General features: G+C 71.1%; 17 protein-coding genes. 4 read left to right on the top strand and 13 right to left on the bottom strand.

Annotation, left to right across the window (positions count from 1 at the left end; translation table 11 throughout):
• Positions 1–160: 160 nt before the first annotated feature.
• Genes ACFV9O_RS15575 through ACFV9O_RS15560 form a run of 4 tightly spaced genes read right to left on the bottom strand, consistent with a single transcriptional unit; the run spans position 161 to position 6,390 of the window.
• The gene (locus ACFV9O_RS15575) at positions 161–2,056 is read right to left on the bottom strand and encodes an IucA/IucC family protein (RefSeq protein WP_385417477.1); all 1,896 of its coding nucleotides are present in this window, start codon (positions 2,054–2,056) and stop codon (positions 161–163) included.
• Positions 2,057–2,115: 59 nt separating this feature from the next.
• Positions 2,116–2,886, bottom strand: coding sequence for a GNAT family N-acetyltransferase (locus ACFV9O_RS15570; RefSeq protein WP_385417474.1), 771 nt, complete (start codon positions 2,884–2,886; stop codon positions 2,116–2,118).
• Between the two features lie 15 nt (positions 2,887–2,901).
• A complete protein-coding gene (locus ACFV9O_RS15565) occupies positions 2,902–4,971 on the bottom strand; it encodes an IucA/IucC family protein (RefSeq protein ID WP_385417473.1) in 2,070 nt (689 codons plus the stop codon).
• A gap of 42 nt (positions 4,972–5,013) precedes the next feature.
• Positions 5,014–6,390 (bottom strand): diaminobutyrate--2-oxoglutarate transaminase family protein, encoded by a 1,377-nt coding sequence (locus ACFV9O_RS15560; RefSeq protein ID WP_385417470.1) that lies wholly within the window; start codon positions 6,388–6,390, stop codon positions 5,014–5,016.
• A 300-nt stretch (positions 6,391–6,690) separates the two neighbouring features.
• Between ACFV9O_RS15560 and ACFV9O_RS15555 the strand changes: the two genes are divergently transcribed.
• Together ACFV9O_RS15555 and ACFV9O_RS15550 are read left to right on the top strand one after the other, a co-directional pair.
• Positions 6,691–7,908, top strand: a complete 1,218-nt coding sequence (locus tag ACFV9O_RS15555; RefSeq protein ID WP_385417468.1) for a trypsin-like serine peptidase — start codon at positions 6,691–6,693, stop codon at positions 7,906–7,908.
• Between the two features lie 323 nt (positions 7,909–8,231).
• Positions 8,232–9,404, top strand: a complete 1,173-nt coding sequence (locus ACFV9O_RS15550) for a trypsin-like serine peptidase (protein ID WP_385417466.1) — start codon at positions 8,232–8,234, stop codon at positions 9,402–9,404.
• Positions 9,405–9,501: 97 nt separating this feature from the next.
• Here ACFV9O_RS15550 and hflX read toward each other — a convergent pair whose 3' ends face one another.
• From hflX to miaA, 6 genes are all read right to left on the bottom strand, one after another.
• Complete coding sequence (hflX, locus tag ACFV9O_RS15545) at positions 9,502–10,992, bottom strand: GTPase HflX (RefSeq protein ID WP_385417464.1); 1,491 nt, start codon at positions 10,990–10,992, stop codon at positions 9,502–9,504.
• Between the two features lie 264 nt (positions 10,993–11,256).
• A complete protein-coding gene (locus tag ACFV9O_RS15540; protein ID WP_385417461.1) occupies positions 11,257–12,717 on the bottom strand; it encodes a M1 family metallopeptidase in 1,461 nt (486 codons plus the stop codon).
• Positions 12,718–12,844: 127 nt separating this feature from the next.
• Positions 12,845–14,977: a RelA/SpoT family protein gene (locus ACFV9O_RS15535; RefSeq protein WP_385417458.1), complete on the bottom strand. Its 2,133-nt coding sequence runs from the start codon at positions 14,975–14,977 to the stop codon at positions 12,845–12,847.
• Between the two features lie 230 nt (positions 14,978–15,207).
• Positions 15,208–16,107, bottom strand: coding sequence for a diaminopimelate epimerase (dapF, locus tag ACFV9O_RS15530; protein WP_385417455.1), 900 nt, complete (start codon positions 16,105–16,107; stop codon positions 15,208–15,210).
• A 90-nt stretch (positions 16,108–16,197) separates the two neighbouring features.
• Positions 16,198–16,674 (bottom strand): hypothetical protein, encoded by a 477-nt coding sequence (locus tag ACFV9O_RS15525; RefSeq protein ID WP_385417677.1) that lies wholly within the window; start codon positions 16,672–16,674, stop codon positions 16,198–16,200.
• Between the two features lie 107 nt (positions 16,675–16,781).
• Positions 16,782–17,720 carry a tRNA (adenosine(37)-N6)-dimethylallyltransferase MiaA gene (gene miaA / locus ACFV9O_RS15520; RefSeq protein ID WP_385417451.1) on the bottom strand — a complete coding sequence of 313 codons (939 nt, stop codon included), beginning with the start codon at positions 17,718–17,720 and terminating at the stop codon, positions 16,782–16,784.
• Positions 17,721–17,901: 181 nt separating this feature from the next.
• On the opposite strand from miaA, the gene ACFV9O_RS15515 reads away from it, so the two are divergent.
• Together ACFV9O_RS15515 and ACFV9O_RS15510 are read left to right on the top strand one after the other, a co-directional pair.
• The gene (locus tag ACFV9O_RS15515) at positions 17,902–18,195 is read left to right on the top strand and encodes a hypothetical protein (protein ID WP_385417448.1); all 294 of its coding nucleotides are present in this window, start codon (positions 17,902–17,904) and stop codon (positions 18,193–18,195) included.
• Between the two features lie 34 nt (positions 18,196–18,229).
• On the top strand, positions 18,230–18,496 hold the full coding sequence (locus ACFV9O_RS15510) for an antitoxin (protein WP_385417446.1): 267 nt from the start codon (positions 18,230–18,232) through the stop codon (positions 18,494–18,496).
• A gap of 164 nt (positions 18,497–18,660) precedes the next feature.
• Here ACFV9O_RS15510 and ACFV9O_RS15505 read toward each other — a convergent pair whose 3' ends face one another.
• The 3 genes from ACFV9O_RS15505 to ACFV9O_RS15495 form a co-directional block, all read right to left on the bottom strand.
• Positions 18,661–19,422: a class III extradiol dioxygenase subunit B-like domain-containing protein gene (locus tag ACFV9O_RS15505; protein ID WP_385417444.1), complete on the bottom strand. Its 762-nt coding sequence runs from the start codon at positions 19,420–19,422 to the stop codon at positions 18,661–18,663.
• 58 nt (positions 19,423–19,480) lie between these two features.
• Positions 19,481–21,001 carry a tRNA (N6-isopentenyl adenosine(37)-C2)-methylthiotransferase MiaB gene (gene miaB, locus ACFV9O_RS15500; protein ID WP_385417442.1) on the bottom strand — a complete coding sequence of 507 codons (1,521 nt, stop codon included), beginning with the start codon at positions 20,999–21,001 and terminating at the stop codon, positions 19,481–19,483.
• Between the two features lie 76 nt (positions 21,002–21,077).
• Complete coding sequence (locus ACFV9O_RS15495; protein ID WP_385417439.1) at positions 21,078–23,501, bottom strand: ATP-dependent Clp protease ATP-binding subunit; 2,424 nt, start codon at positions 23,499–23,501, stop codon at positions 21,078–21,080.
• Positions 23,502–23,692: the final 191 nt, after the last annotated feature.

The raw sequence follows: 23,692 nt of genomic DNA, 5'->3' as shown, positions 1-23,692 counted from the left end.
TGTGTGCGGTTTGCTCCCCCAGCAGTGCCGCGCTGCTGCGCGGATCATCGTCGTAGGCGGGAGGGCACTTTGTCCAGCCGGACGGGTGAGGAGGGGAGCGCAGTTGAGCCCGCTTCGATAGCAGGTGTGAACGCCGAACACGGCCGATCGGGGCCCGGTCTCAGCCCTCGGCAAGCGGGTTGGGGACGGTTCCGTGGACGGCGGCGTGCGGGCGCTCGGACCGGTCGCGGTAGCCGTCGAGGTGAAGCCGGTTGCGGTTGAGGCAGAGCCGCTCGATGCGGGGCGTGAGCAGGTCGAACGTCTCGTAGCGGTCCTTGAGCCGGGGGAAGCGGGCCTGGTGGCGCAGGATCTCCGCCCGTACGAGGGACCAGAAGTCGCGCTCCGGCACACCCAGTTGTTCCTGGCAGAGCGGGGCCAGGAAACGGAAGACGCCGACGAAGAGCCCGGAGTGGATGAACTGGGTGAGGAAGGCGGGCTCCTCGGTGAGCAGGATCGCCCGGACCTCGTCGGGCATCCCATCGTGCTCCGGCAGGTGGCGGGCGCTGATGTTCACATCGTCGACGAAGTCCTTGATCGCCAGCCGTACGGGCACGTCGTGGTCGTCGAAGACGACGATGGCGTTCTCCCCGTGAGGGGAGAACACGGTGCCGTAGCGATAGAGGAAGTGGAGCAGGGGTGGCAGGAGAGCGGCGAAGAGATGCCGCAGCCATGCGGTCGGAGCGAGTCCGGAGCGCTCGACGAGCTCAGCGGTGAAGGCGCGTCCTTCCGGGTCCGTGTGCAGGAGCGAGGCGAGGGTGCGCGCCCGCTCGCCCGGTGGCAGCCGCAGGGGTTCGCGCCAGATGGCGCCGAGGAGCTCCTTGTACTGGTACGGGACCTCGGGCAACCGGTCGTAGTGCGGGTGCTCGACCGTGACGGAGGCGACCTCGCCGAGCAGGATGACGCCGCATTCGTCGCGCAGGAAGGGATCGGTGTCGCGCAGGCCGTGGACCCAGGCGGTGACGGCGGGCGCCGCGAGGGTGCGCTCGGTGGGCAGTCCGCGCCAGACGAGGGTGTTGAGGACGGAGAGCGGGAGCTTGACGGTGTGCCTGTCGGGCCGGCTGGTGTTGAGGAAGGTACGGACGGACTGCTGGGGCAGCCGGAGATCGTTGTCCGCGGTGGTCAGCGGGACGATGTCGCCCTTGGCGACCGAGGCCCCGTAGAGGGGGAGCAGCACCTGGTCCCACTGCCAGGGGTGCACCGGGAGGAGGAGGTAGCTCTCGGGGTCGAGGCCGCGGGCGCGGAGTTCTGCCGCGTAGGTGTCGCGTAGGGCGGCGTCGAGTTCCTGGGTGTAGAGGCGGTCGGGGGTGGCGAGCGCGGGGACTCCCCGGTACGTGGCGAGGGTGGTGCTCACCGCGATCCAGGGCAGGCGGGCCGGCGTGCGGGCCTCCGGGGCCCAGCGGGCGGCGTCGCGGGCGGAGAAGCCGATGCGGCCCTTGTTGAGGACGAGCCATGGGTGGCCGGTCTGGTGGCCTTCGAGTGACGCGTAGTCGAGGTCGGCGAGGAGCGTGGCGGGGAGAGCAGTGCTGTCGAGCCTGCAGTCGGCCGCGAGTGTCGTGTTCAGTTCGCGGATGAGATGGCCGAGCGTCGCCCCGTCGAGGGCGAGGAGGCGACGGGCTGCGACGAGGAACCGGAGCGGATCGGTGAAGGGCTCTCCGCCGTGTTCGATCGAGTCGGGTGCGACGCGCCAGCTGCCGTACGCGCCACGCCTGGCGCGGAAGGTGAGAGTCCCGCCGTCATCGAGGCTGAGGGTGTAGCGGTCACGGTCCCCCTGGCCGTTTCCGTCGCCGTGGGCGTCTGCGTTGCCATTGCCGTCGACGTGGCCGTTGCCCTCTGCTGTGCGGTCGTCATTGGCGCTGCCGTGCGGAAGTGGCTGGATGAGGTCCTCGTACGCGAACTCACCGATCATTTTGGCGAGGAGACGGCGGGATGCGCGGCGCCACGTTTCCGGGTTCAGCTCGGGCGGGGAGAGAAGGGCAGGCGGCTCGTCGGAGTCTGGGCTGGCAGGGGACTTCGGCACGGGGACTCCTCGAATGGAACCGATGCAGGGCGAGCGGTGTATGTAAAGCAGCGGGTCGATCACAGCAGCCTGGTCAAGGCTCGGTCGCGGACCATGAGCGCGGCTCGCTTGTCGGGGAGGTCGACTTCCGCGGAGAAGCGGAAGCCGGCGCTCAGGAAGGCGGACACGGAGGGGGTGTTGCGCAAGTCGGGTTCTGCGATGACGCGTGCACAGCTGGGACGGTTGTCGAGGACGAGTTCGGCGACGGCGCGGAGCAACGCGGTGCCGACGCCTCGTCCGCGGTCGGCGACACCGCCGATAAGAATGTGCAGCCCGGTGTCATGGGGTCGGGCCGGGTAATGGCGGGCGAGCGGGTCGAGGTCGGCGCGGTAGATCTCGAAGTAGCTCATGGGCGTGCCGTCGAGGACGCCGAGGCAGGGGACGCTGCGGCCGTCGCCGTCCAGCTGGGGGCGGAGGTGGGCTTCGGTGACCGACTCGGGTCCGGCCAGTTCCCAGAAGGCCGCGACGGCGGGGTCGTTCATCCAGCGGCTGATCAGCTGGAGGTCGCGGTCGATACGGACGGGGAGGAGCTGGAAGGAGCCGAGCGGGGTGGTGGCCGTGCCCCAGCTGGCAAGGCAGTCGAGGAGGTCTTCGTGGTCGAGCCCCGCGTCGGCAGCATCCCCGGGGTTCCTCGCGTCCGGTGCCTGCGATCGGTCGTCGATCAGCCCGTCCTGTCCGAACAGCGCGAGGAGTTCGTCGGGCAGCCGAAGGTCCAGCGTGTCCTCGGTGCTCCCCCCTGAGTGGGGGGCGGGAAACGGTCCGGTGTCGGTGCTCGAGTCGGTGGGAGGCATGGAAGAGCTCTCCTCTCAGCGGTTCGGAGGGGTCGATGTCATTCCGGAGTGAAGGGGATTGGTGATCGTGACGTAGACGGACTGGGTGTCCACGGGTCCGACGAGCTCGTCGAGGCCGTGGAGCCGGGTGAGCAGATTGGCCTTGCAGCGCAGGGTGGGGGTCTCGAGCAGCAGCGCGGGAAGGGGGGAGCCGAGTGCGACGGCGGAGGTGAGGAACTGGCGGAAGGCCGCGAGCAGTACGCGCTCGTCGGCGAGGCGCTGGGCGCCGAAGGCCCCGATCAGGCCGAGGACGTTATTGATGCCGAGGTAGTAGGCGAAGCGCTCGTCCGTGACGGAGTCGGGAACGAAGGTGTCGCTCGCGCTGCCGATGCCGGGGAACCGGCTTTCGAGAGACACGCGGTGGGACTCTCGGAAGTAGTAGCCCTGGTTGTCTCGGTAGCGGCCGCCGACCGGCCAGCCCTCGGGGCTGAGGATCACCAGGGTGTTCTGCTGGTGGGCTTCGAGAGCGACTCCGGCCTTGGCGTCCAGCCAGAGCACCGGGCGCACCACCTGGTCGAGGTAGCGCAGGAACCACTCGGCGGCGACGGCGGCGCTGGGCCGGCCTGTGCGGATGGCCAGCCGGTTCACGACGTCGGCGAGGCGCGAGTGCATCCCGGTCCGGCCCGGCCACGGCCGGGGTGCGGTGAGTCCGGCGATGCAGACGGCGTCGTCTCCGGGGCCGAAGGGGTTGTGGCGCAGCATGACGTCGAGTCCCGGCACGGGCAGGCCGTCGGGTGCGTCGACTGCGAGCCAGGCCGGGTCGCGGACGATGTCGAAGCCGGGGTGGGCAGCCTGCCACTGCTCGGCCAGACCCGTCCGGAGCAGACGGTGGACCTCCACTCCGCGGTGGAGTTCCTTGCGGAGGTTTTCCCGGCGGGAATTGGTGATGCGTACGCCGAGGGAGAGCTTGAGCATGGCGGGGGCACCGGGCCGGTGAACGGTGCGGACCGATGACGTGGGATGCCAGGGGTCGCCGCTCGGGCCGAGATCGTGGAGCAGGCCGGCGTCGAGCAGTTCGGCGACTGCGGGGCGGTGGCCGAGTTCACGGGCCTGCCATGGGTGAAGCGGCAACGGCACGGTGCCGGGCGGGAGTCGGAGGTCGCCCGCGAGGCGGTGGATGAGCCGCTCGGCGGGGACGACGCGGCCCTCTTCCGTCCAGGCCGAGTCGGTGGCCACGACGCTCCGGTCGACGGCCATCCAGTGGAGCGGAAAGGAACCGTACAACTCAGGTGAGTAGAGGCGTGCCTCGGCCTCGGAGAGTCCTTCCCGGCTCTTGGGCGTGGGGTGGAGCGGGTGTCCGAGGATCAGCGACTGTTCGGCGGTGAGGAACAGATCGGCATCGGGGCGTGGGCCGGGGCGCTGCCTGCGGTCGGCGATGAAATCGGCGGTCCGCCGGAGCGAGTCGGCGACCCTGCCGACGAGATCGGCGCCTTCGGAAAGCCGCCCGAGGAGGGGCTCCTCACGGCCGGAACGGGGACCGGCGGTCTCGGGGAGTGCGGCGGCCTGGTCGGTGCCGCCCGTCTCGCGGGTGAGGAAGGCGGCGACGGTGACGGCGTCGGCCGGCGGGGCATCGTGGGGAGCGCCTTCGAGGAAGGGCGGGCCGAAGCGGTGCCAGCCGGTGGCGGACCAGTAGAGGACGGGAACGAGGAGGGCGGTGCCGCTGGCATCGAGCGGGATACGCAAGGTGTGGCCGTCCGGCCGGGGGAGATCGTTCTCCCGGACCCAGCAGCGCAGCAGGCTCTCGACCGTGGCCGCGTCCCCCGCGATGTGCGGCTCGGGGTGGTCGAGCGGGTCGGGCGCCTCGACACCGGCCAGGGCAGGAACCGGAACCGAGGCCGGCGCGCCCGTCGCGGCGGACGCCGATGCGGGAACGGTGGCGACGTGAGTGGGGGCTGGGGCAGTCCGCTCGCCGGGGGACCCCGACATCTGTCGCGGCACCGTCGCCTGCTCGACCGTGAGGGGGCTGCGCGTACTGCTCTGCACTCCGGCGTGGGCGGTGGGGCGGTTGTCGGGCTCGGGAGCGTCGGGTGCAGAAGTGGGGTTCACGGGGGACTTCCTTGTGATGTCGTCCGGGATCAGGAGACGGGGTCAGTGAGCCGGTCCGGTTTCGTTCCGGCGCCGGGGGGAGCGTTCGGCCGCTGCCAGGGCGTCGGCGAAGCGGTCGAGGACGGCCATGGCCTGTTCGTCGGTGAGGGTGAGAGGAGGCAGCAGGCGGACAACGCCCGAGTGGCGGCCGCCGAGTTCGACGATGAGGCCACGGCTCAGGCATTCCTGCTGGACTGCGGCGGCGAGGGCGGTGTCGGGCGGTGGGGCGACGGCATGCGGGGCGTCGACGTCGGGATCGACAAGTTCGACGCCGATCATGAGGCCGCGGCCTCGAACGTCACCGATGCACCGGTGGGTCGCGGCGAGGCCCTGGAGCCGGCCGAGCATACGGGCGCCGAGGGTGGCTGCCCGTTCGGCGAGGCGGTTCTCGCGGACGTAGGCGAGGGTGGCCGCGCCCGCGGCCATGGCGAGCTGGTTGCCGCGGAACGTCCCCGCGTGGGCTCCGGGTTGCCAGGCGTCGAGATCCGAGTGGTAGACGATGACGGCCAGGGGGAGGGAGCCGCCGATGGCCTTGGACAGGACCATTACATCGGGGACGATTCCGCTGTGCTCGACCGCCCAGAAGGTGCCGGTGCGGCCGACACCCGTCTGTACCTCGTCGGCGATCAGGGGGATGGAGCGGGACGCGGTGATGTCGCGCACCCGCCGCATCCAGGCGTCGGGAGCCGGGATGACTCCGCCCTCGCCCTGCACCGGTTCGAGGATCATTCCGGCCGGGGCGGGGACTCCGCCCTTGGGGTCGTCGAGGAGGTTCTCGGTCCAGCGCGCGGCGAGTTCCGCGCCGCGCTCACCGCCGATCCCGAACGGGCAGCGGTAGTTGTGCGGGTAGGGCAGCCGGGTCACACGGACGTCGGTGGCACCGCCCGAGGCGTCGAGGGCTCCGGCGGTCATGCCGTGGTAGGCGCCGGTGAAGGCGAGCAGGCCCGTACGGCCGGTGGCGGTGCGGACGAGTTTGAGTGCCGCTTCGACCGCGTCGGTGCCGGCCGGTCCGCAGAACTGGATGCGGGCGTTGTCCGCGAGCGCGCGAGGCAGCGTGGCGAACAGCTCCGTGGTGAAGGCGTCCTTGACCGGAGTGGCGAGGTCGAGGACGTGCAGGGGCGCACCCGAGTCGAGGACCTTTTTGATCGCTTCCAGGACGACGGGGTGGTTGTGGCCGAGGGCCAGGGTGCCCGCGCCGGAGAGACAGTCGAGGTACCGGCGGCCGTCGGCCCCCTCGATCGTCAGCCCCCTCGCCCGTACGGGAACGATCGGGAGCGAGCGCGCATACGTACGGGCCGCCGACTCGCGGAGCGACTGGCGCCGGAGGATCCCTTCGTGCGCGGCGGGCTGCGCCACAGGGGCAGGTTCGGTCACGGCCACTGCTCTGTGTCCTCCAGCTGTCACAGTTGCGTTCCACGTCGGTACGGAGTTCCTGCGCCGGACCGCGGGGCTGAACGCTGACCTTGTGTTGCCCGTACGTACCAACGACGACGGCACCGAGGGATCACGGTTCTTCGAAAGATCGTTGCGGCGGGGGAACCGCGCCCTGCCGCACACCGTCCCCATCGGCACCGGCATAGTGGGGGGCTGCACTTCCGGCACCGGGCAGGGCCGCCCGGTGTGCGACGGCAGTTCGTTCCAGCAGGTACGGAATTCATGAAGTCCCAGGGGGATCACGACATGCGACTCAATCGCCCGACCTTCGCAGCACGCCGTGGGAGGAGCGCCGGTCGCAGAACTCCGGCGTTCGCTGCGGCCGTTGTCGCCGCGGCGCTCGCACTGACGGCCACGGCCTGTGGTCCGAGCGAGGACACCGCGGGGGGCACACCCAGCGCGAGCGCCCCGTCCGCCGACGACAAGATCACGATTCCGGACGATCTCAAGGACCGGCTCAAGGAGCACGGGATCGACCTGGACAAGTGGAAGAACGGCGAGTGGAAGAACTGGGACAAGGAGACCTGGCTGCGTGAGGCCAAGGACTACGTGAACCCGATCATCGAGGACCTCTGGGACCCGGACCGGATGCGGGACGCCGAACAGCCCGACCAGCCGGTCGAGGAGGAGGACATCTCCGGTGACGAGGGTGTCACCGACCCGACGCCGCAGCCGGTCGAGGCGCAGGCCGTGAAGGCCCCGTACCACGACAACGTGGCCGAGGCGGGGAAGGTGTTCTTCGACGGACCCCAGGGCTCGATGGTCTGTTCCGCGACCGTCGTGAAGGACCCTGCGAACCCCGGCAAGTCCAACCTGGTCTGGACGGCCGGCCACTGCGTGCACGCCGGCAAGGAGGGCGGTTGGTTCCGCAACATCGCCTTCGTTCCCTCCTACAACAACGACGCGAAGTCCGCCGCCGAGCAGCGGAAGCCGACGAAGGAGGAGATCGCTCCGTTCGGCGTCTGGTGGGGCGACTGGGCGCAGACCTCCGAGCAGTGGATCTCCCAGGGTGCCGCGACCGGCGGACAGGGTGCGCCGTACGACTTCGCGGTGATCCATGTGACCCCGGAGAAGGGCAGCACCGGCAAGTCGCTGGAGGAGACGGTCGGTTCGGCGCTTCCCGTGGAGTTCAACGCTTCGGCCGCGCCGAAGATCAGCAGCATGACGGCCACGGGATACCCGGCGGCGCCGCCGTTCGACGGTGAGCGGATGTTCCAGTGCGAGGACCGGCCGGGCCGGCTGTCCCTCAAGGCCGACCAGCCGACGATGTACCGCATCGGCTGCACGATGACCGGCGGTTCGTCCGGCGGCGGCTGGGTCGCGGCCGGCAAGGACGGCAAGCCCGCACTGGTGTCGAACACGTCCATCGGCCCGGTGACGGCCGGCTGGCTGGCCGGACCGCGGCTCGGTCCCGAGGCCAAGGGCATCTACGACGCGGTCAGCGAGAAGTTCGCGGGCCGGTAGAAGGCAGCGGGTGGCAGCGGCGCCCCGCTCGTCCGAGGGGGCCTCCGGAGCTTCTCCGGAGGCCCCCTTGTGCTCCCGCCCCACACCCCACCCGCGCGCCCCCGCGCCCTCTCCATCGTTCCCACGCCACGTCAGCCGCCCGGGTCAGCGCCCGCCGTAAGCCGCGCGTGGAGACTCCGTGCAGGTGGGCACCCCTTTCAACTGGCGTGGGCCTTACGGGAATAAAGTGGGGGCGCACCACGGGCGGTCCGCTGACGACCGCCCTTTCGCGTGCCTGTCACGTGACACGTTCATGGCAATTCACATCAGGGGGACTCGTTTCCATGCGATCCATACGTCCGCTGCTGGCCGTCACGGGCCTCGCCGCGGCCCTCTCGCTGACGGCCACGGCCTGCGGCCCGAGTGAGAACAGCGCGGCCGACAAGCCCGCCGCCTCCGCCACCGTCGGGGACGCCGGCGGCGATGCCGACCTCCCCGCCGACCTGGCCGACAAGCTCAAGGAGCACGGTGTCGACCTGGACAAGTGGAAGAACGGCGGGTGGAAGAACTGGGACAAGGACAAGTGGCTGAGTGAGGCCAAGGACTTCGTCAACCCGGTGATCGAGGGCCTGTGGAAGCCCGAGCGGATGAAGGAGGCCAAGTCCCCGCAGAAGACCATGGCCGCCGGTGACATCTCGGGCGACCAGGGCGTCACGGACCCGGAGCCGGCCCCGGTGAAGGCCGAACCGGAGGAGAAGCCGTACCACAAGAACGCGGCGCCGGTCGGCAAGGTGTTCTTCGATGCCCCCGAGGGCACGATGGTCTGCTCGGCCACCGTGATCAAGGACCCGAAGGCCCCGGGCAGGTCCAACCTCGTCTGGACCGCGGGCCACTGCGTGCACGCAGGCCAGGCGGGCGGCTGGTACCGCAACATCGCCTTCGTCCCGGCCTACAACGACCTCGGCAAGTCCTCGGCCCAGCTGGAGAACGCGAAGCCGCAGGAGATCGCCCCGTACGGCGTCTACTGGGCGGACTGGGTCTCGACCTCGGCCGAATGGATCACCCAGGGCGGCCCGACCGGTGGCGCGGGTGCTCCGTACGACTACGCCGTGATGCACGTCAAGCCCGAGAACGGCGGCAAGTCCCTCGAGGAGACCGTGGGCGCCGCCCTCGACGTCAACTTCGACGCCCCCGAGGCGAAGGACATCGACGCCATGGGCGCCTGGGGCTACCCGGCAGCCCCGCCGTTCGACGGCCTGCTCATGCACAAGTGCGTCGACCGCCCCGGGCGGCTGTCCATCAGCCCCGGCACGCCGACGATGTGGCGCATCGGCTGCACCATGACCGGCGGTTCCTCCGGCGGCGGCTGGTTCGCCGAGCAGCCGAACGGCAAGCCGGCGCTGGTCTCCAACACTTCGATCGGTCCGGTGACCGCGGGCTGGCTGGCCGGGCCGCGCCTGGGCGAGGGCGCCGAGGAGATCTACACGATGATGAGCGACAAGTTCGCCGGCCAGTGAGTCCCCTCCGGCAACGCTGAACGATCGAAGGCCCGCCCCCTCACCTGGAGGGGGCGGGCCTTCGGCCTTGGTCCGGGTCCGTCCGCCGTGTGGCGGATCAGTGCGTCGCCGGTACGTACGGCCCGAGTGCCGCGGCCAGTTCCTCGTGGACGCGCGCCTTGAGCAGCGTGCCCTCGGAGGTGTGCTCCTCGGAGAGCACCTCCCCGTCGGCGTGCACCCGCGAGACGAGCGCGCCCTGCGTGTACGGCACGAGGGCCTCGATCTCGACCTCGGGACGCGGCAGTTCGGCGTCGATCACCGCGAGCAGCTCGTCGATGCCCTGACCCGTGCGGGCCGATACGGCCATCGCGGTCCGCTCGATCCGCATCAGGCGCTGCAGCACCAGCGGATCGGCCGCGTCCGCCTTGTTGATCACCACGATCTCGGGCACGTCCAGCGCGCCGACCTCACGGATCACCTCGCGCACGGCGGCGAGCTGCTCCTCCGGAGCCGGGTGCGAGCCGTCCACCACGTGCAGGATCAGATCGGACTCGCCGACCTCCTCCATGGTGGAGCGGAACGCCTCGACCAGGTGGTGCGGCAGATGCCGGACGAATCCGACGGTGTCCGCCAGCGTGTAGAGCCTGCCGCTCGGGGTCTCGGCCCGGCGCACGGTCGGGTCCAGCGTGGCGAACAGTGCGTTCTCCACCAGGACACCGGCGCCGGTGAGTCGGTTGAGCAGCGAGGACTTGCCCGCGTTGGTGTATCCCGCGATCGCGACCGACGGGACCTTGTTCCGCCGGCGCTCCTGCCGCTTGATCTCGCGGCCCGTCTTCATGTCCGCGATCTCCCGGCGCATCTTCGCCATCTTCTCGCGGATCCGTCGCCGGTCCGTCTCGATCTTGGTCTCACCGGGGCCTCGGGTGGCCATGCCGCCGCTGCCGCCACCCATCTGCCGGGACAGCGACTGACCCCAGCCCCGGAGCCGGGGAAGCATGTACTGCATCTGTGCCAGCGCCACCTGTGCCTTGCCCTCTCGGGACTTGGCGTGCTGCGCGAAGATGTCGAGGATCAGGGCGGTGCGGTCGACCACCTTGACCTTGACGACGTCCTCCAGCTGGATCAGCTGGCCGGGGCTGAGCTCACCGTCGCAGACGACGGTGTCGGCTCCGCTCTCGAGCACGATGTCGCGCAGCTCCTGCGCCTTGCCCGAGCCGATGTAGGTGGCAGGGTCCGGCTTGTCACGGCGCTGGATGACGCCGTCGAGCACGAGCGCACCCGCCGTCTCGGCGAGCGCCGCGAGCTCCGCCAGGGAGTTCTCCGCATCCTGCACGGTCCCCGAAGTCCAGACGCCGACCAGCACCACGCGCTCCAGGCGCAGCTGCCGGTACTCGACCTCGGTGACGTCCTCGAGCTCGGTGGAGAGGCCCACCACGCGCCGCAGCGCGGCACGCTCGGTGCGGTCGAACTGATCGCCGTCCCGCTCTCCGTCGATCTCGTAGCTCCAGGCGACGTCCTCTTCCATCAGGGCATCGGCCCGAAGGCTCTCGGTGCGGTTCGTGTCCGCGAAGCTCTGCGCGTTCCTGGAAGGGGATGAAGAGGAGGTCATTGGATCCTTACGTCGATGGAAATACGGTACGGAAAGTACAGTACGCCGGTCACAACGCGTGACGGGCCGGAAAGATTCCCGATGGACTCCGGCAGGCCACGGCCCGGCGGCACCGCCCGTTGTGTCGATGGTCGCACGGTGCCACCACGGCCGTCACCCCGGTTTTACCCGCCGAAGCCACGGTCGACCCCCGGTCACCGGTCCACGCCGGGCCGCCCGAGTCCCGGCAGGGGGCTTCGCCCCCCGCCGACGGCCCGGCCCCGGTTACGCCTTTGGCTTCGGCGCTGCGCTGCGCCAGTCGGCGTGCCCGGGCATCTTCGGGGTCTTCTTCCCGTACAGCCACGCCTTGAAGAAGCCGGACAGATCACGGTCGGCGACCTTCGATGCGAGCTTCGTGAAGTCCGCCGTCGTCGCCGTCCCGTCCCTGTGCTCGGCGACCCAGCGACGCTCCAGCAGCTCGAAGGCGCTCTTCCCGATCTTCTGCCTGAGCGCGTACAGCACCAGTGCACTCCCGTCGTACACGACCGGCCGGAACAGTCCGATCTGCTGCCCCGGCTTCGACGGCTTGGGGGCCGCGGGCGGCCCGCCCGCCGCACGCCAGCTGTCCGAGTGCGTGTACGCCTGGCGCATCCGCGTCTCCAGGGACTGCTTTGCGTGCTCCTCCGCGTACAGGGCCTCGTACCAGCTGGCGTGTCCCTCGTTGAGCCAGAGATCCGACCAGCCGCGCGGTGTGACGCTGTTCCCGAACCACTGGTGGGCCAGTTCGTGGACCATGATCGAGTCGACGTACCACTTGGGGAACTCGGGGCGCGTGAAGAGCGACCGCTCGAAGAGCGACAGCGTCTGGGTCTCCAGCTGGAATCCCGTGTCGGCGGCGGCGACGAGCACACCGTACGTCTCGAAGGGGTAGCGCCCGACCTTGCGCTCCATCCACTCGATGTGCGCGGGCGTCTTCTTGAGCCAGGGTTCGAGGCTCTCGCGGTCGGCCGTCGGGACGACGTCCCGCACGGGCAGCCCGTGCGGGCCCTGGCGGCGGACGACGGCCGACTTTCCGATGCTGACCTGGGCGAGCTCGGTCGCCATCGGGTGCCGGGTGCGGTACAGCCAGGTCGCGGTCGAACCGGCCCGGGCCTTCGCCGCGAACTGTCCGTTGGCCACGGCCGTCAACTCGGCCGGGGCCGTGATGCGGAACGTGAAGTAGGCCTTGTCGGCCGGGTGGTCGTTGCAGGGGAAGACGCGGTGGGCGGCATCGGCCTGGTTCGCCATCGCCAGCCCGTCGGTGGTGCGGACCCAGCCACCGTCGCCCTTGCCCTTCGGGTCACTCGTGTGGGTGATGGTGATCCTCAGCGGTGCACCTGCCGCGACCGCGCCGCCGGCGGGCGCGATCACGAGGTCCTCACCGGCGGTTGCGAACTCGGCACTGCGGCCGTTCACTTCGACCTTCCGCACGGTGCCGCGGGTGAAGTCGAGGTTGATCCGCTCCAGGCGCTTGGTCGCCCGCGCGTCGATCTTCGTGACGGCATCCAGAAGCTTGCTGTTCGAACCCTTGTAAGTGAGCGCGATGTCGTACGCGAGGACGTCGTACCCCGGGTTGCCGAGGTGCGGGAAGAGCGGGTCGCCGATGCCGAGCGGTACGGGTTTGGGCGCGGGCAGTGCGGCGGCCACCAGGGTGACCGAGGCGGCGGCGAGCAGGGCGGCTCGCAGGCGTCGAGAGGTGAGCGGCATGCACCACCGCTACCAGTGCGATGATCCGGTTCGGCGACGGCGCGCTCCGCGCCCACCCGAACGGGCTCCGCCCGGGGGGCGGCAGACGTCCGCCCGCGGATTCCGTGACAGGCGTCCGCCCCGTGGATCAGGTCGTGCCCGCCGGATGCTGCGCGCGGCTCACGTCGTACACCCCGGCCACGTCGCGCATCGCCCGCATCAGCCCCGGAAGCCCGGCCGCGTCCGGGAGCTGCAGGGTGTACGTGTGCCGTACGCGCTGCTCGCTCGGCGGCTCCACCATGGCGGAGACGATCGCCGCGCCCGCCGTCGCGATGACCTCGGTGAGATCCGCGAGCAGTCGCGGCCGCCCGAACGACTCGGCGACGAGCGTGACCCGGCACTCGGCCGCGTCGCCCCAGCGCACACCGATGGGTGCCCGCCCCAGTCCCTGCATCCGGGCCACCGCGGGACACTCCACGCGGTGCACGGTGACGGCACCGCCGCGCACCGCGAAGCCGGTGACCGCGTCGGGCGGTACGGGAGTGCAGCAGCCCGCGAGGCGTACGGTCGCGCCCGGCAGGTCGGTCACCGCGTTCACGGCGGCCCGGCGGCCCGCGGTGACGGCCGTGGCCATGGGCGCACGCGGCGCGGCGGCCGGCGGCTTCGCGTCCTCCGGGTGCTCGGCCAGCCAGCTGCTGATGGCGATCCGCGCGGCGGGTGTCCGGACGTGCTCCAGCCATTCGGGCGACGGCCCCGACGGGGCGTCCTGGGCGAGCAGCAGCTGCACGGTGTCGCCGTCGCCGAGCTGGGTGCTGAGCGTGGCGAGTCTGCCGTTGACCCTGGCGCCGATGCAGGCGTGCGCCGCCTCGCCGTACTGCGCGTACGCCGCGTCCACGCAGCTCGCCCCGGCGGGGAGGCCGAGTGTGCCGCCGTCGGCGCGGAAGACGGTGATCTCGCGGTCCTCGGCGAGGTCCGCCTGCAGCGAGGTCCAGAAGGTGTCGGGGTCGGGGGCGGATTCCTGCCATTCCAGCAGCCGGGAGAGCCAGCCGGGCCGGGTCGGGTCGGCGCGCTCTCCGTCGGCGTTGTCCGACTGTTCCTGGCGGCGGGCCTCGCCCGGGTCGGGGCCGTCCGTCTCGGGACCGTCCGTCGCCGCGTACGGATTTCCGAGGGCGATCACGCCCGCCTCGGCGACCTTGTGCATCTGGTGGGTGCGGATGAGGACTTCGGCCACGGAGCCGTCGGGGCCGGCGACAGCGGTGTGCAGCGATTGGTACAGGTTGAACTTGGGGGCGGCGATGAAGTCCTTGAACTCCGAGATCAGCGGGGTGAAGCAGGTGTGCAGCTCACCGAGGACCGCGTAACAGTCGGCATCCTCGCCGACGAGGACGAGCAGCCGCCCGAAGTCCGTCCCGCGCAGCTCGCCGCGCTTGAGCCGGACGCGGTGCACGGAGACGAAATGGCGGGGCCGGATGAGGACTTCGGCCTGGATCCCGGCTTCCCGCATCACGGACCGTACGCTCTCGGCGATGGCTCCGAGCGCGTCGGCGGCGTCGGCGTTCTCCGCGATGACCGCACGCGTGCGTTCGTACTCCTCGGGGTGGAGGATCGCGAAGACCAGGTCCTCCAGTTCGGTCTTGAGGGCCTGTACGCCGAGCCGTTCGGCGAGCGGGATGAGCACGTCCCTGGTCACCTTGGCGATGCGGGCCTGTTTCTCGGGGCGCATCACGCCGAGCGTGCGCATGTTGTGCAGCCGGTCGGCGAGCTTGATCGACATGACCCGGACGTCGTTGCCGGTGGCGACGAGCATCTTGCGGAAGGTCTCGGGTTCGGCCGCGGCCCCGTAGTCGACCTTCTCCAGCTTGGTGACGCCGTCGACGAGGTAGCAGACCTCGTCGCCGAACTCGGCGCGCACCTGATCGAGCGTCACCTCGGTGTCCTCGACGGTGTCGTGGAGCAGCGATGCTGTCAAGGTCGTGGTCTCCGCGCCCAGTTCGGCGAGGATGAGGGTCACGGCGAGCGGATGCGTGATGTACGGCTCGCCGCTCTTGCGGAACTGGCCGCGGTGCGAGGACTCGGCGAGGACGTAGGCCCGGTGCAGGATGGCGAGATCGGCGTCGGGGTGGTGGGCGCGGTGAGCCTCCGCGACGTGTCCGATCGCGTCGGGCAGCCGGTCCCGTGCCGCGGGGCCGAGCAGCGCCGCCCGGCCCAGCCGACGGAGGTCGATCCTCGGGCGGCCGCGCCGGCGACTGGGCGCATCAGGGTTGGTGGCCTCTGCACTCATGGGGCACCTCCGGCAGCGTCGACCGGCGGTGGGAGCGGCAGGCTTGCCCTCCGGGCCGGTGCTTGATGCTACCGAGCCCACCACGTGGCGGAGTCCGGCTCTCGCTCAGCGTGAACCGGATCACCCATTCGAGCGAAGCTCTATGCGACTGCCGTTTGGCTGTCCGACGTGTCCGGGCCGCTCCGGGCCGCCCGGGCCAGGCCAGAACCAGGCAGCCCGGACCACGTCGCTCAGGCAGGCTCGATCAGGCCGGGGTCGATCAGGCCCTCGGCGACGATCACCGCCGGGCCGGTCATCTCGATCTCGCCGTCGGGGTGCTCGGTGATCACGAGCCGCCCGCCGGGAAGATCCACCGTGTACGTCACCGGGGACCCGGTCACGGCCGGGTCGGCGCCGTCCCTGCGCGCCGCCGCGACAGCGACGGCGCAGGCGCCGGTGCCGCACGAGCGGGTCTCGCCCGAGCCGCGCTCGTGGACGCGCATGGCAACATGACGCGGGCCGCGGTCGACGACGAACTCGACGTTCACCCCTTCGGGATACACCTCGGCCGGGGAGTAGGGCGGCACGGAGAGCAGTTCGCCCGCATGGTCCAGATCCTCGACGAAAGCGACCGCGTGCGGATTGCCCATGTTCACATTGCGGGCCGGCCAGCTGCGGCCGCCGACGCTGACCGTGACGCCGTCCTCGGGGAGGACGGCACGGCCCGTGGAGACCGTGATGTCGCCGGTGGCGGAGCCGCTGTCGGACACGGCCTTGGCGATGTGCACCCGCTTCACGCCGCCGCGCGTGGCGACCGCGAGATCGCCGGCGTCCACCAGGCCGGCACGCTGCAGATAGCGGGCGAACACCCGTACGCCGTTGCCGCACATCTCGGCGATCGAGCCGTCCGCGTTCCGGTAGTCCATGAACCATTCGGCCTCGCCGGCCTGGGAGCGCGCCTCGGGGTGGGCGGCGGAGCGCACGACGTGCAGCAGGCCGTCCCCGCCGATGCCCGCGCGCCGGTCGCAGAGCGTGGCGACGACGGACGCGGGCAGCTCGATCGCGTTGTCCGGGTCCGGGACGATCACGAAGTCGTTTTCGGTGCCGTGGCCCTTGAGGAAGGCGATCGGCGAGGTCTCGGAGATGGTCACTCGCCCATCGTACGGGGCGGCTCCGACAGCCTGCGGGGCCGGGCGACCCGCCAGGTCCGGCACCCAACGGGGCTCTCCCGGGTCCGGCACTCAGCGGAGCCGGGCGACCCGCCAGACCGCGAGCGCGACCAGCGCGCCCACGACGACGACATATAGGGCGATCACACGCCAGTCCGGCCGCTCCCCCGAGCCCCGCTCCGGGAGTCCTGGCCAGGTGTGGCCGACCCGGCGGGCGGCCATCATGCCCCAGCCGGCGGCGCAGCTGCTGATCAGCAGTCCGAGCATGGCGACGACCGCGCCGCCGTCCCCGGAGCCGAAGGCGAGGGGGAACGCGAACATGAGCGAGCCGACGGCCGCGAGCCCGACGATGGGAGCGAGCTGCCAGATCCTCAGCCGGCGCTGCGGCCGGAGCTCGACCTCGACCTCCGCGCCGACCACGACCCCGGTCCCGGCGTCGTCCAGGGGCAGGTCCAGCGTGACGTCCAGAGCGTCGTCAGGACCGTCCGGGCTCAGACGCGGTGCGCCCTGCCGAGCTTCCTGATCTCTTTCGCGAGGGCCGGCCTCCATCGCCACGCGCCCTCCCAACTCGGACTCCACTGGTGGATCGATGCTTGATGATGGCATGGCCCCGGCCGCCGGAATGACGGGCAGGGCGTCCCGATGCCATCACGTGATCAGGCTGTGACCGCTCGTTCGACCAACGCCAGGGCACGCCCGGGGAGTTCCGTGCGGTCGGCGACGGCCCCGCTCAGCCAGTGGACACGCGGGTCGCGGCGGAACCACGAGTCCTGGCGGCGCGCGAAGCGTTTGGTGGCGCGTACGGTCTCGGCGCGCGCCTCGTCCTCGGTGCACTCTCCCGCGAGCGCCGCGAGGACCTGCTGATAGCCGAGCGCGCGGGATGCCGTGCGCCCCTCGCGCAGTCCCTGCGCCTCCAGGGCGCGCACCTCGTCGACGAGTCCCGCCTCCCACATGCGGTCCACCCTCAGGGCGATGCGCTCGTCGAGTTCGGGACGCTCGACGTCGACGCCGATCTGGACGGTGTCGTACACGGCGTCATGGCCGGGGAGGTTCGCGGTGAAGGGCTTGCCGGTGATCTCGATGACCTCGAGCGCGCGGACGATGCGGCGGCCGTTGCTGGGCAGGATCGCGCGGGCCGCATCGGGGTCGGCGGCGGCGAGGCGGGCGTGCAGGACGCCGGAGCCGCGCTCCTCCAGCTCGGCCTCCAGTCGCGCACGCACCTCGGGGTCGGTGCCGGGGAACTCGAGGGCGTCGATCGCTCCGCGTACGTACAGCCCGGAGCCGCCGACGAGCACGGGGGTGCGCCCCTCGGAGAGCAGCCGGTCGATCTCCGCGCGGGCCAGCTTCTGGTACTCGGCGACGCTCGCCGCCTCCGTGACGTCCCAGATGTCGAGGAGGTGGTGCGGGATGCCGGCGCGCTCCTGCGGTGTCAGTTTGGCGGTGCCGATGTCCATCCCGCGGTACAGCTGCATCGAGTCGGCATTGACCACCTCGCCGCCGAGCTGCTGGGCCAGATGGACGCCCAGATCGGACTTTCCGGCCGCGGTGGGACCGACGACGGCGATGACCCGCGGTGCGGGAGCTGCACTTCTCACCGCCCCAGTCTCGCAAACCTCGCGGGCCGTCCCCGAACGAGCTACGTGACGGCGTACGACCATGGTCGTTGCCTGTTGCGAGGTTCCGGCGGCCGGTTTCGGACCGGCACCCCCGGGCGGCGCCATGGGACGCCCCGGGCGGGGCGGAATTTCGCCCACACGAGTACGCTATGGAGTGGATATGGGCGTTTTTGCAAGGTTTCGCCGGAAGGGCAAGGAAACTGCCGAGGCGTCAACCGCGGGTGGCTCGGCCGGCACTCTGACGGCCGAGTCCGATTCCGAGGGCGGGGCTGCGGCCGGCACCGAGTCCGATTCCGGGGCGGCGTCCGCGGAGGCGCCCGAGGCGGCAGCGGCCGCTTCGGTGTCCGCGTCCGAGGAGGCGGGGGCACCCGCCGCGGAGAGCGTCGAGATTCCGAAGCAGCAGTCCGCCGAGGAGGCCGCGGACAACGAAGCCGGAGAGGGCGCCCGGAAGTAGATCCCACGAGAGATCCCACAAGCGAAGGTGACCCATGGGCTTCCTGGACACGCTGAAAACCAAGCTCGCCCCCGCGAAGGACAAGGTCTCCGACTTCGCGCACCAGCACGGGGACAAGATCGAGAAGATCGAGCACGGTCTGGAGAAGGCGGCGCAGAAGGTCGACCACCGGACCAAAGGCAAGTACAGCGACAAGATCGAGTCGGGCACCGGCAAGGCCAAGGAGGCACTGGACCGTCTCGCCCACAGGGACGAAGGCACCGAGCGGAAGGACGAGGGGACGATGCCCCCGGCCTCCTGAGACGGTGACGCGCCGACGCGACGAGGCGTGGGCGGAGGAACGGCGGACGGCCGCGGAGTCAAAAACTTCGCGGCCGTCCGCCGTTTCGCGGCGGGGGTTGTCCCTGGCGGTCAGCGATCAGCCGTGGGCCTTGAGCCCTGCCGCCGGGACGCTCCCGGTGGTCCTCAGGACCAGGCGGCCACGAAGTAGCCGACGCCGTACGGAGCGTCCTCGTACAGCAGCTGCCCGGCGAGGTCCGCGCCCTCGGCGGCGCCCGCGAGCACCTGCCAGGGAGCGCGGCCCGCCGCCTTCAGCTCGTACGCGAGTGACGCGTCCAGCGCCTTGAGCGCCGCGGTGTCCGCCGCGCCGAGGGCCCGGGCCGTCCCGGCGTCGAAGGCGGCGGCCCGCTCGTCCAGGTAGCCGGGCGCCTTCAGGGTGCGGCAGGCGCTGCCGTCGCCCATGACCAGCAGCGCGACGCGCGGCGCGAGGGCGGCGAGCTCACGGCCGGTCTCGGCGCAGCGCTCCGCCGCCAGCTCCTGGTCGACGCCCATGCCCTCGACCGGGGCGTCGGCCCATCGCACCCGCTCGAGCAGCCAGGCGGCGACGGCGAGCGACGCGGGAAGCGGACGCTCGGGCACCCCGGAACCGGGCGACGCCGTGGATCCGGACGCATCCGGGCCGGACTCCGCAGAACCGGGCCCCCCGAGACGTACGCCGACATCGACCCCGAAGCCCTTGAAGGAGCCCCACGCACCCTGGGGGTACGCGCCCTGCTCGTCGCCCGCGGCGGGGCCGACAACGACGAGCCGGTCCGGGCGCGACGCGGCGAGCACGCTCAGCGCATCCGCGCACGCGGTCCTGGCGGCGTCGAGCTCGGGTGCGGCTCCTGAGGCCACATCGGGCACGAGGAGCGGAGGGCAGGGGCAGACGGCGGCGGCGACGAGCATGATCGCAGCCTAGTGGCTGGGGCCCGTCCGCTGGACGGGCCCCAGGACGTGGCCGTGGTCAGCCGACCGCCGAGCAGCCGCCCATCGCGGCCGGGAGCGGTGCCGGGACGCCGATCGTCGGGATGCCCAGCATGACGCCCGCCGGCTGGGGCGGGGCGGCGTTGCGCTTCTCCCAGGCGTCGCCCGCGCGGGTGCGCCGAACCGCCGTCGTCGGGCCCTCGGCCAGCAGGTGGTGCGGGGCCGCGTACGTGATCTCGACGGTGACGACGTCGCCGGGACGCACCTCGGTCCCGGGCTTGGTGAAGTGCACGAGGCGGTTGTCGGGGGCCCGGCCCGACAGGCGGTGGGTGGCGCCGTCCTTGCGGCCCTCGCCCTCCGCGACCATGACCTCCAGGGTCCGGCCGACCTGCTTCTTGTTCTCCTCCCAGGAGATCTCCTCCTGGAGGGCGACCAGCCGCTCGTAGCGCGCCTGGACGATCTCCTTGGGGATCTGCCCCTCCATCTCGGCGGCCGGGGTCCCGGGCCGCTTGGAGTACTGGAAGGTGAAGGCCTGCGCGAAGCGTGCCTCGCGCACGACGTGCAGGGTCTGCTCGAAGTCCTCCTCGGTCTCGCCGGGGAAGCCCACGATGATGTCGGTCGAGATCGCGGCGTGCGGGATCGCGGCGCGGACCTTCTCGATGATGCCGAGGTAACGGTCCTGCCGGTACGAGCGGCGCATCGCCCTGAGCACCGTGTCCGAGCCCGACTGGAGCGGCATGTGCAGCTGCGGCATCACGTTCGGGGTCTCCGCCATCGCGGCGATCACGTCGTCCGTGAAGTCGCGCGGGTGCGGCGAGGTGAAGCGGACCCGCTCCAGGCCCTCGATCTTTCCGCAGGCGCGCAGCAGCTTGCTGAACGCCTCTCGGTCGCCGATGTCGGAGCCGTACGCGTTGACGTTCTGGCCGAGCAGGGTGATCTCGGAGACGCCCTCGGCGACGAGCGCCTCGACCTCGGCGAGGATGTCGCCGGGCCGGCGGTCCTTCTCCTTGCCGCGCAGGGCGGGGACGATGCAGAACGTACAGGTGTTGTTGCAGCCGACGGAGATCGAGACCCAGGCGGCGTAGGCGGACTCGCGTCGCGTCGGGAGCGTGGAGGGGAACGCCTCCAGCGACTCGGCGATCTCGACCTGTGCCTCTTCGAGGACCCGGGCGCGCTCCAGCAGGACCGCCAGCTTGCCGATGTTGTGCGTACCGAAGACGACGTCGACCCAGGGCGCCTTCTTGACGATGGTGTCGCGGTCCTTCTGGGCCAGACAGCCACCGACGGCGATCTGCATCCCGGGGCGGGCGGCCTTCATGGGGGCGAGCCGGCCGAGGTTGCCGTACAGCCTGTTGTCGGCGTTCTCCCGCACCGCGCAGGTGTTGAAGACGATGACGTCGGCCTCACCCTCGCCGGTGCCTTCGGGCGCACGCACATAACCTGCGTCCTCCAGCAGGCCCGAGAGCCGCTCGGAGTCGTGGACGTTCATCTGGCACCCGTAGGTGCGCACCTCGTATGTTCCCTTGACGTCCACTGCTTCGCTCCGGTCGCTGCTGGTCATTCCTCCAGGGTAAGGGGGCGCCGGGGAAGGTCTGTCCCCGAGCCGGTCGGCGGGATCGGGCTGCGGGGATCCGGGGTCAGGACGGCTCGCTCACGGCCTCCTCGCCCGAGCTATCCGGGGCCTCGACGGAGCAGGTGAGCTCGCCGTCCCGGACGCCGCAGACGACCGTGTCGCCGGGGCTGACGGTCCCGTCGAGCAGCATGTTCGACAGCCGGTTGTCCAGCTCGGACTGGATCGTGCGGCGCAGCGGCCGGGCACCGAACTCGGGCTGGTAGCCGCGGTTGGCCAGCCACTCCTTTGCCGTCTCGGTGATCTCGAGACCGATCTTCTGCGCGTGCAGCCTGCGGCGGCTGCGTTCCAGCAGCAGATCGACGATCCGGATCAGGTCGGCCCGGGTCAGGGCGTGGAAGACGACGATCTCGTCGATCCTGTTGAGGAACTCGGGCCGGAAGTGCGCCCGCAGCTCGGCCATGAGGTCGTCCCTGATCTCGTCGACCGAGCCCTCGTGGTCGAGGATGTGCTTCGACGCGATGTTGCTGGTCATGATCACCACGGTGTTGCGGAAGTCGACCGTGCGGCCCTGCGCGTCCGTCAGCCGCCCGTCGTCCAGGACCTGCAGCAGCAGGTTGAAGATGTCCGGGTGCGCCTTTTCGACCTCGTCGAAGAGCAGGACGCTGTAGGGCTTGCGGCGTACCGCCTCGGTGAGCTGCCCGGCCTCCTCGTAGCCGACGTATCCCGGCGGGGAGCCGACGAGCCGGGAGACGGTGTGCTTCTCCTGGAACTCGCTCATGTCGAAGCGGACCATCCGGTCCTCCTCGCCGAAGAGCAGTTCCGCGAGCGCCTTGGCCAGTTCGGTCTTGCCGACACCGGTGGGGCCGAGGAAGAGGAAGCTGCCGGTGGGACGGTCCGGGTCGCCCATGCCGGCCCGGCCGCGGCGTACGGCCTGGGCGACGGCGGTGACCGCCTCGTCCTGGCCGATCACTCGCTTGTGCAGGGCTTCCTCGAGCTTCATCAGCCGTTCGCGCTCGGTCTCGGTGAGCTGCGAGACGGGAATCCCGGTGCGCCGGGAGAGGATCTCGGCGATGTCCTCGGCGGTGACGGCGCCGACCTGCTCCCGCTCCTCGCCGAGACCGGCGAGTTGGCGCTCGGTCTCCTGGATGCGCTGCTTGAGCTCGGCCGCGCGCTCGTAGTCCTCATTGCTGACGGCCTCGTCCTTCTCCCTGCTGAGTCCGGTCAGGCGGTCCTGGAGGTCGGCGGCCTCGGTGCTGCCGCCCGCGCCGCGCAGTGCCACTCGCGCCCCCGCCTGGTCGATGAGGTCGATGGCCTTGTCGGGCAGGAAGCGGTCGGTGATGTAGCGGTCGGAGAGCGCGGCCGCCGCGTCGATGGCCTCGTCGGTGATGCGCACCTGGTGGTGCGCCTCGTAGGAGTCGCGCAGCCCGCGGAGGATCTCGATGGTCTCCTCCACCGTGGGCTCCCGCACCATCACGGGCTGGAAGCGGCGCTCGAGGGCGGCGTCCTTCTCGATGTTCTTGCGGTACTCGTCGATGGTGGTCGCCCCGACGAGACTGAGGTCGCCGCGGGCCAGGGCGGGCTTGAGGATGTTGCCGGCGTCCATGGCGCCCTCGCCTCCGCTCCCGGCGCCGACGACGGTGTGCACCTCGTCGATGAACAGGATGATGTTCTTCTCCGCGGCGGTGACCTCGTCGATCACCTTCTTCAGCCGTTCCTCGAAGTCGCCGCGGTACCGGGACCCGGCGACGAGTCCCGCCATGTCGAGGGCGACGACCCGCCGGTCCTTCAGCGCCTTGGGTACGTCACCGGACACGATCCGCTGGGCGAGGCCCTCCACGATGGCGGTCTTGCCGACGCCGGGTTCGCCGATCAGGGCGGGATTGTTCTTCGACCTGCGGGAGAGGACCTCCACGGTCTGCTCGATCTCCTCGGCGCGCCCGACGACCGGGTCGAGCCGTCCGCTGCGGGCCTCGTCGGTGAGGTCGCGGCCGTATTCGTCGAGCGTGGGGGTGCCGCTGTGACCGCCCGCGGCCGCCCGCTGCCCTCCCGGGCGCGCCCCCAGCGCGCCGGGCGATGCTCCTTCGGATCGCAGCGCCCGTCCGGCGTCGGAGCGCGGGTCCTCCAGCAGCGCGGCGAGGATGTGCTCCGGGCCGATGTACGAGGCCCCGGCTGCCTGGGAACGCGCGTGGGCGGCGAGCAGCGCGCGCTTCGCGGCAGGAGTGAGGGCGGGGTCCCCCGACCCGGTGCCGGACGGCAGTGCCTCGCTCAGATCCTCCGCGATCTTGTCCGGATCGGCACCGGCCTGTTCCAGCACATGCCGGGCCGACGGTGTCCGGGTGGCGGCCCACAGCAGATGCACGGTGTCCAGGTCACAGCCGTCCTGAGCCGCACGGGCGCCCGCAGCCGCCAGCAGCTCGTGCGAGGACTCGCTGAGGAGGCGGCCGATGGGCACCCGTTGCACAGCCGGCGGAGAGGCCGCCGGGCTCATGCCGAAGAAGCGGTTGAAGAGCTCGGAGAAGGGGTCGCCTGATTCGAAAATCCCCCGTTCCGTGTCCGTAGCCGCTGGTCAGGCAGCTCCTTCTGTTTGGAGGGTGACTTGGTAGCCGAGTTGGTTGAGCTGGCTCACCAGGCGTCGGGTCTGCCTGGCCCGGCCGGTGCGTTCGATGAAGTACTGGCCGC

Origin of the sequence: Streptomyces sp. NPDC059909 (genome assembly GCF_042730885.1) — a bacterium.
Taxonomy (GTDB): Bacteria; Actinomycetota; Actinomycetes; order Streptomycetales; family Streptomycetaceae; genus Streptomyces.
This window is presented reverse-complemented; position numbering and strand designations above follow the sequence as displayed.